Annotated in this window: 7 protein-coding genes; 3 read left to right on the top strand and 4 right to left on the bottom strand. The window is 65.3% G+C overall.

The window, feature by feature from the left end; translation table 11 throughout:
• Positions 1-253, top strand: a 253-nt coding sequence (locus CH286_RS11885) for an AMP-binding enzyme (protein ID WP_441347115.1), incomplete at its 5' end; no start/stop codon positions are given.
• Between the two features lie 52 nt (positions 254-305).
• Here CH286_RS11885 and CH286_RS11880 read toward each other — a convergent pair.
• The gene (locus CH286_RS11880) at positions 306-2,159 is read right to left on the bottom strand and encodes a glycosyltransferase family 39 protein (RefSeq protein ID WP_369597538.1); all 1,854 of its coding nucleotides are present in this window, start codon (positions 2,157-2,159) and stop codon (positions 306-308) included.
• A 198-nt stretch (positions 2,160-2,357) separates the two neighbouring features.
• Positions 2,358-3,728, bottom strand: a complete 1,371-nt coding sequence (locus CH286_RS11875) for an MFS transporter (RefSeq protein WP_032380039.1) — start codon at positions 3,726-3,728, stop codon at positions 2,358-2,360.
• A 244-nt stretch (positions 3,729-3,972) separates the two neighbouring features.
• Here CH286_RS11875 and CH286_RS11870 point away from each other — a divergent pair, with 244 nt between their 5' ends.
• Positions 3,973-4,467 (top strand): phage holin family protein, encoded by a 495-nt coding sequence (locus tag CH286_RS11870; RefSeq protein ID WP_032404590.1) that lies wholly within the window; start codon positions 3,973-3,975, stop codon positions 4,465-4,467.
• Positions 4,468-4,491: 24 nt separating this feature from the next.
• Positions 4,492-5,424 carry an alpha/beta fold hydrolase gene (locus CH286_RS11865; protein ID WP_032404589.1) on the top strand — a complete coding sequence of 311 codons (933 nt, stop codon included), beginning with the start codon at positions 4,492-4,494 and terminating at the stop codon, positions 5,422-5,424.
• Positions 5,425-5,433: 9 nt separating this feature from the next.
• On the opposite strand, the gene marP is transcribed toward CH286_RS11865, so the two are convergent.
• Both marP and CH286_RS11855 read right to left on the bottom strand, forming a co-directional pair.
• The gene (marP, locus tag CH286_RS11860; RefSeq protein ID WP_032380036.1) at positions 5,434-6,624 is read right to left on the bottom strand and encodes an acid resistance serine protease MarP; all 1,191 of its coding nucleotides are present in this window, start codon (positions 6,622-6,624) and stop codon (positions 5,434-5,436) included.
• Positions 6,621-7,307: an NUDIX hydrolase gene (locus tag CH286_RS11855; protein WP_094609307.1), complete on the bottom strand. Its 687-nt coding sequence runs from the start codon at positions 7,305-7,307 to the stop codon at positions 6,621-6,623. Before CH286_RS11855 ends, marP begins: the two co-directional genes overlap by 4 nt.
• Positions 7,308-7,321 lie beyond the last annotated feature (14 nt).

Raw genomic sequence — 7,321 nt, 5'->3', positions numbered from 1 at the left:
GTTCGTCATCCTGCGGGCCGGCGAGGAGAACACCGGCGATGCGTTGATCGCCGAACTCAAAGCGCAGGTCTCCAAGGAGATCTCACCGATCGCCCGGCCGCGCGAGATCTCCATCGTGCCGGAGCTGCCCAAGACCCGCTCCGGCAAGATCATGCGACGCCTCCTCCGCGACGTCGCCGAAGGCCGCGAACTCGGCGACGTCTCCACCCTCGTCGACCCGAAGGTGTTCGAGGCAATCAAAAAAGGCCGCTGACGGCCAGTGGTGCGGTTGAGTGCCCCCTGAGGCACTCAACCGCACCACTGCCTCAGGCACTCAGATCGAACACCGTGTAATCGCCGACGGTCCTCGGTGTGAAGGTCGCGGCCACCCAGTCACCGATTGCCGACGGCCTGGTCTTGCCCGTTCCTGCAATGAAGTAGTGGATCTTTCCCGCGGCCACGTCGGCCTCGAATTGGTCGAGTGTGGGCGACGGGTCGGTTCCGGAGAATCCGCCCACCGGCATCACCGGGTCGTCGGTCGCGAGCTGTAGGACCGCGGCGGCATTGGATCCGATCGTCGCCGCCGCCCAGGTGTACTTCTGCGGATCGGCCTCGAGGAGTGCGGTCAGCTCCGCGTCGGGAGCCGATGGAGAGCCGAATTGCGTTGACCGCTCGGCATCTTCACCCCCTCGACCACTTCGATACGCGGCCTGGTCGGATGCAACCGCAGGCCCGGCCGACGGGCCACCTCCTGTGTGCGGAGTGACCACGGTATCGGCGACGTACGCGACGGGGCCGGCAAGAGCGACCGCAATTGCCATCGCTCCCAGTGCAATCGAGATCGATCGGGACCGACGGAACACCAGGGCCGCTGCGACGAAAACCCCGACTCCCAGCACTACCCACCGCAGCCACGGCAGAAATTCGGGACTTCGCGCCAGAAAGACGAACGATGTGGCCGTCGTGATCGCAGATGCCAGCACGAGAACCGCACGCCACACGGCCTTTTCGCGCCTCACCCACAGCTCACGGACAGCCGCTCCGACGATGGCGGCGATCGCCGGAGCGACGACGATCGTGTAGTAGGGGTGGAAGGTCCCCGACATGAAGCTGAACACCACCGAGCACCCGACGAGCCACAGCCCCCACATCACGAACCACGCGCGCTGAAAGTCCTGCCGAGGAGCTCTGCCGCGCAACAGGATTCCCGCAACCACGAGCACCAGTGCGGCCGGAATCAACCACGAGATCTGACCTCCCTGGGCGGCCGCGAACATTCGGGTGATGCCCGTCTGCGGTCCGTGCCCACCCGGCCCGAAACCGCCTGCCTGCGCTGCATCCCCGGCAGGAGATCCGGCGGTGCCCGCATGTTCGTTACCGGTCAACCTACCCAAGCCGTTGTAGCCGAAGGTCAGATCCAGGATGCTGTCGGTCTTCGATCCGCCGACCCAGGGCCGGTCCGCCGCCGGCACCAGTTGCACGATCGCAACCCACCATCCCGCGGAGACGAGCACGGCGGCACCGGCGGCCAGCAACTGCAGAAGTCGAGTTCCGAGCTTGGGCGGACCGAACGCGGCGTAGGCCACGGCAAGAGCCGGAACGACGAGGAACGCCTGCAGCTGTTTGGTCAGGAATCCCAGACCCATGACAGCGCCGGTCAGCACCAGCCAGCGAGTGCGTCCGTCTTCGAGAGCGCGCAGCATCGCCCACGCTGCCCCCAACAGGGTGAGGGTGAGCAAGGCGTCGGGATTGTCGTAGCGGAACATCAGCGCGAAGGTCGGCGTAGTGGCCAAGATCGCGCCCGCAATCAACGCTGCCCCGTATCCGAATCGGCGGGCGACGATCGCGTACATGATTCCCACACTCAGCACGGCCATCAGCACCTGCGGCAACAACAGCGACCACGAGTTGAGACCGAAAGTCCGTACCGAGAGTTCCATGATCCACAGCGACGCCGGTGGCTTGTCCACCGTGATGGAGTTCGCGGCGTCGGACGAACCGAACAGGAACGCCTTCCAACTGATCGAGCCGGCCTGAACGGCCGCCGCGTAGAAGGAATTACCCCACTGCTCGCGGTTCAGATCGAGGGCGTAGGCCCCTGCTGTTCCGACGAGAAGGGCAGCGAGAGTGGGCATCGCCCAACGTGGTCGATTCACGTCGAGTCCAGAGTCGGCGCTCACAGATTGGATGGTCACAGTCGATCACTGTCGACCTCGATCCTGAGGATGTGCGGTCAACTTCCTGAAAATCGACCGTCAATCATCACCGTCACCCGAAGAATGCCCGAATTGTCTGCACTGCAACGACTTCGAGGCCGCCCATGTGAGCGGAACTTCGTAGCCCACTACGAAGTTCCGCTCACGTGCGGCACAGCCGCTCTACACGCTGTCGAGCGACTGGTCTCGTGTTTCCTTCATGATGATCAGCGAGATCAGTGTCAGTGCCGCAGCGATGGCCAGGTAGACGCCGACCCAGCCGACGCCGTAGCTGCTCACCAGCCAGGTGGCGATGAACGGGGCCACTGCGGCACCGAGGATCGACGCGGTGTTGTACGAGATTCCCGAACCCGTGTAGCGCACGTTGGTCGGAAACAGCTCGGGCAGAACGGCACTCATGGGTCCGAACGTCAGGCCCATCAGTCCGAGGCCGACGCACATGAACACCAGCATCTTGCCTGCCGACGCGGACGACGGGTCGGCGAACCAATGGAACGACAGACCGAACAGCACGATCGCCGCGGTGATGACGATGAGCGTCGGACGTCGGCCGTACTTGTCGGCGAGCAGCCCGGCGACCGGGATCAGGGCCGCGAAGAACAGCACCGCGATGAGCTGGAGCTCCAGGAAGTCCGTGTACGGGATGGCCAGCTTGGGACCGTTGACGTCGGCCACCTTGCCCGTTCCGTAGCTGACCACCCACGTGGTCATGATGTAGAACAGCGTGTAGGTGGCGAGCATGACGAAGGTACCGATGATCAGCTGACGCCAGCTGGTCTTGAACACCTGAGCCAACGGGGTCTTGACCTTCTGGCCGCGCTCGACGGCCAGCTTGAACACCGGCGTCTCCTCGAGCTTGAGTCGGACGTACAGGCCGATGATCACCATGATCGCGCTGAGCAGGAACGGGATACGCCAGCCCCACGTGAGGAACGCGTGGTCGGTGCCGGAGTTCGCGGAGTCGTAGCCGGTCGCGATGACGATGAGCAAGAAGATGCCGTTGGCGAAGAAGAAGCCGATCGGTGCGCCCAGCTGCGGGTACATCGCCGCCCAGGCTCGCTTGCCCGGCTTGGCGGTTTCGGTGGCCAGCAACGCCGCACCGCTCCACTCACCGCCGAGGCCGACGCCCTGGGTGAAGCGCATGATCGCCAGCAGAGCCGGTGCCCACAGACCCACCGCGGCGTACGTCGGCAGGAGTCCGATCGCGAATGTCGCGACACCCATCGTCAGCAGGGACCCGACGAGGGTCGCCTTTCGTCCTATGCGATCGCCGAAGTGGCCGAACAGAATCGAGCCGATGGGTCGCGCCACGAACGCCAAACCGAACGTCGCGAACGACGCGAGCAGCGCGGTCGTGTCGTTGCCCGCGGGGAAGAACAGGCGGGGGAAGACGAGCACGGCGGCGGTGGCATAGATGTAGAAGTCGAAGAACTCGATCGACGTGCCGACCATCGAGGCGATCACGATGCGCGACCGAGGCACCTGAGGTGCGGGAATTGCGCCGTCGTCCGTGACGGCGTGTGGTGAACTCACGAATTGCTCCTGAAGAGGGAAGTTCCCTGGAAATTACCTGATGAACACCTGAGAATTTCACGCCCCCGGTCTGTTCGTTGCCGATTGGTGCAACATTTCCGTGTTTGTCTCGACGGGCGGGGAGGTAACCATCGGCGGGCCGAGCATCGCTCGGCTGCCGCGTAGCGGTTAACCTGCTACCTAGGCACTACTGTCGATACGATCTTCCGCAACACCGAGCAGAGCGATTACAAGGGGTCGAGAGTTGAGCGTCAGCAATGACAAGGGATACGGAAACGGCGTCCCGAATACGATTTCGTCGATACCTCTGACCGATGTCGATGCCCGCACCCCTGGTAGCGCCAGCATCGGAAATCTCGTCAAGGACGCCACCACCCAGGTCTCGACGCTCGTGCGCGCCGAAGTCGCTCTCGCCAAAGCCGAGGTCACCGGCGAGGTCAAGAAGGGTCTGCAGGGCAGCGTCTTCTTCATCATCGCGTTGACGGTGTTGCTGTTCAGCTCGTTCTTCTTCTTCTTCTTCGCCGCGGAGCTGCTCGACGTGTGGCTCTACCGCTGGGCGGCCTTCCTCATCGTGTTCGCCGTCATGGTGTTGGCCGCGGCGCTGTTCGGTTTCCTGGGCTATCGCAGAGTCAAGAAGCTGCGCAAGCCCGAGAAGACCATCGACTCTCTCAAGCAGGCGTCGACGGTACTGCCGAACCAGCACGAGTCCATCCCCGGAATTCCCGGCTACAAGAAGTAGTCGACGCCCGGCGAGTCGAGCAGTATGAATCAACCCGATCCGTCCACGGTCCGCTACCCGGGACAGTGGATCCATCGCGATATCCATGCCAACGGAATCCGGTTCCACATCGTCGAAGTCGGCGAACACGAACCGAACGCGCCGCTGGTGGTCCTACTGCACGGCTTCGCCGATTTCTGGTACTCGTGGCGACACCAACTCGACGCACTCGCTCGGTCCGGTGTGCGCGCCGTCGCCGTCGACCTGCGTGGGTACGGCGACTCCGACAAACCCCCACGCGGATACGACGGGTGGACCCTCGCCGGCGACATCGTCGGCCTGATTCGAGCCCTCGGCTACCCGAACGCCACGTTCGTCGGCCACGCCGACGGCGGACTGGTCTGCTGGGCCAGCTCGGCTCTGCATCCACGTCTGGTGCGCTCGATGGTGCTGATCAACGCCCCACACCCCATCTCCCTGCGCCGCGCCGTGTTGAAGGATTCTGCACAACGCGCGGCTCTGCTGCCGCACTTCGTTCGCTACCAGGTTCCGCTGCGGCCCGAGAGGCTGCTCACGCGTCGAGGCGGCGGCGCGGTGGAAGAGCTGATGCGTAGTCGAGCCGGGTCCGCCTGGAAGAGCACCGAGGATTTTGCGGACACCGCAGCCAAGATGAGCTCTGCCATCCGCATTCCCGGTGCCGCACATTGTGCGCTCGAATATCAGCGCTGGGCGTTCCGCAGCCAGTTCCGTTCCGACGGCCGCCGCTTCATGGATGCCGTCGACGTGCGCACCTCGATTCCCGTCGCGCAGATCATCGGCGACCTCGACCCGTACGTGCTGCCCACCACCCTCGATCGGGATCGGCACTGGGCCCCGGGCCTGACGCGTCGAACAGTGCGGGACGTGGGGCACTACGTGCACCAGGAAGCACCGGACGTGGTGTCCGAGGAGATCCTGCGCATCGTGCGCGACGGCTAGACGACAGGGTCAGACGATGCAGTCGCCGGTACCCACGCTGACCGGCGCATCGAAGCTCCTCGCCAGCTCGTCCGCGATCTCCGACGCGGTCAGCACGAATCCGGTGTCGGGGTCGTCGACAGCGGCACCGAACACGACACCGAGAACCTCACCGGACGAGTTGACCAGCGGTCCACCGGAATTGCCCTGCCGCACCGATCCGCGCACCGTGTAGACCTCGCGTTGGACGGTTCCGGTGCGGTAGATGTCGGGGCCGCTGAGGTTGATGATCTCGCGGATCCGGGCCGGGCTCGCCGTGTAGGGACCGCCGCCGGGGTAACCGAGCACGATGGCGTCGGATCCGGATTCGGCCGGCGTCGGCGCGAAGTTCAGCACCGGTGCCTGCAGCTCCGAAACACGAAGCACGGCAACGTCTTCTTCGGGGTCGAACAGTACGACGTCGGCGTCGAGTGGGCCGTTGGGAGAATCGACGGTCACCTCGGACGTGCCGGCCACGACGTGCGCGTTGGTCATCACCAGGTCGGAGCCGACGACGAAGCCGGAGCCCTCCAGTGCTTTCTGGCAGCTCGGCGCGATGCCGTTGATCTTGATGACGCTCGACTGCAGCGCCACCGGAATCGGACCCGCGGCGATGCCGGAATCCGGAGCTGCGACGTCGGCAACCGGCGTGCGACCGAACGGTCCGATGACGTCCGGCAATCCGGAGGTATCGAGCAGCGCCGAGAATTCCTTGGGCACCTGACGCAACCAGTCGGGTGCCACCTCGTCGACCTTGCCCAGGACCGTCGAGCCGCGAACCGCACTGGCGACCTCGGGCTGCGACGACGACGTCAGCGGAATGGCGAGCAACCACGCGGCAGCCAGAACGGCCGCGGCCTGCAGACCGGCCCCGATAGTGCTGTCGACGGATCTGGCTGCGCGCGAATGTATTCCGCTGCGCAACGCGCGCCCCAGAACCATGCCGGCCACCTCACCGACGATCACCAACACCACGATCAACGCGATGCCGACGAAGACCCGCATTCGCGAACCGTCGACGTGCTCGAGCACGTGCGGTGCCACCAGAATGCCGGCAACGGCCCCGAGCACGACGCCGAGAAACGCCAGCGCCGACGCCACCGCACCCTGCCGCCATCCCGATGTTGCTGCCAACAGTGCGATGGCGACCACCGCGATATCGACCCACCCTGAACCCGTCACCGATCGAGCCTCGCTCCTACCGCAGTCAAGCTGGCCTCCAGATCGCGTATGTCCCCCGTGTCCCACTCGGACTCCCAGCCCGACACAGCGAGCAGGCCCGCCAGAATACCGCCCGTGAATCCCCACACCAGCATTCCCTGTACCGAAAAGGCCGGGCCCTGGTAGCCGGCGGGATGGCGCACCTGGAATCTGTTGTCCGGATCGAGCAACTCTCGCAACGGAACTCGCACCACCCGCTCGGTTTCGCCCGCGTCGACCACCCGAACCGGACTCGGGGCCTGCCAGTACGAAAGCACCGGAACCACATCGAAGCGCGACGGCGGCACGTAGATCCCGGGCATCGTTGCCAGCGGGACGACGCCTGCGGGGTCGAGCCCGGTTTCCTCCTGCGCCTCCCGCAGCGCCGTACCGATGGGACCGTCGTCGCCGGGATCGGTGGCACCACCGGGGAAGGCGATCTGTCCGCTGTGATCACGCAGTGTCGACGCGCGCTGGGTCAGCAGTACGTCGGCGTCGGCTGGTAGCCCGCCGGGTGCGGCCGGGTCAGCGGCTGCCGGCCCGCCGAACAGCACCAACACCGCCGCGGAACGGGTTCGGTCGGCAGGCTGCGCGTGCCGCTGCAGCACCGGGTTGATGCCGGTGGTGTCGGTCAGTCCGTTCGCGCTGCCGGCGACGTCGAGCATGCGCCCGAGCCACT

Source organism: Rhodococcus sp. WWJCD1, assembly GCF_002258735.1.
GTDB lineage: Bacteria > Actinomycetota > Actinomycetes > Mycobacteriales > Mycobacteriaceae > Rhodococcoides.
Note: the sequence above shows the minus strand (reverse complement) of the source record. Positions and strands in the feature narration are given on the sequence as shown.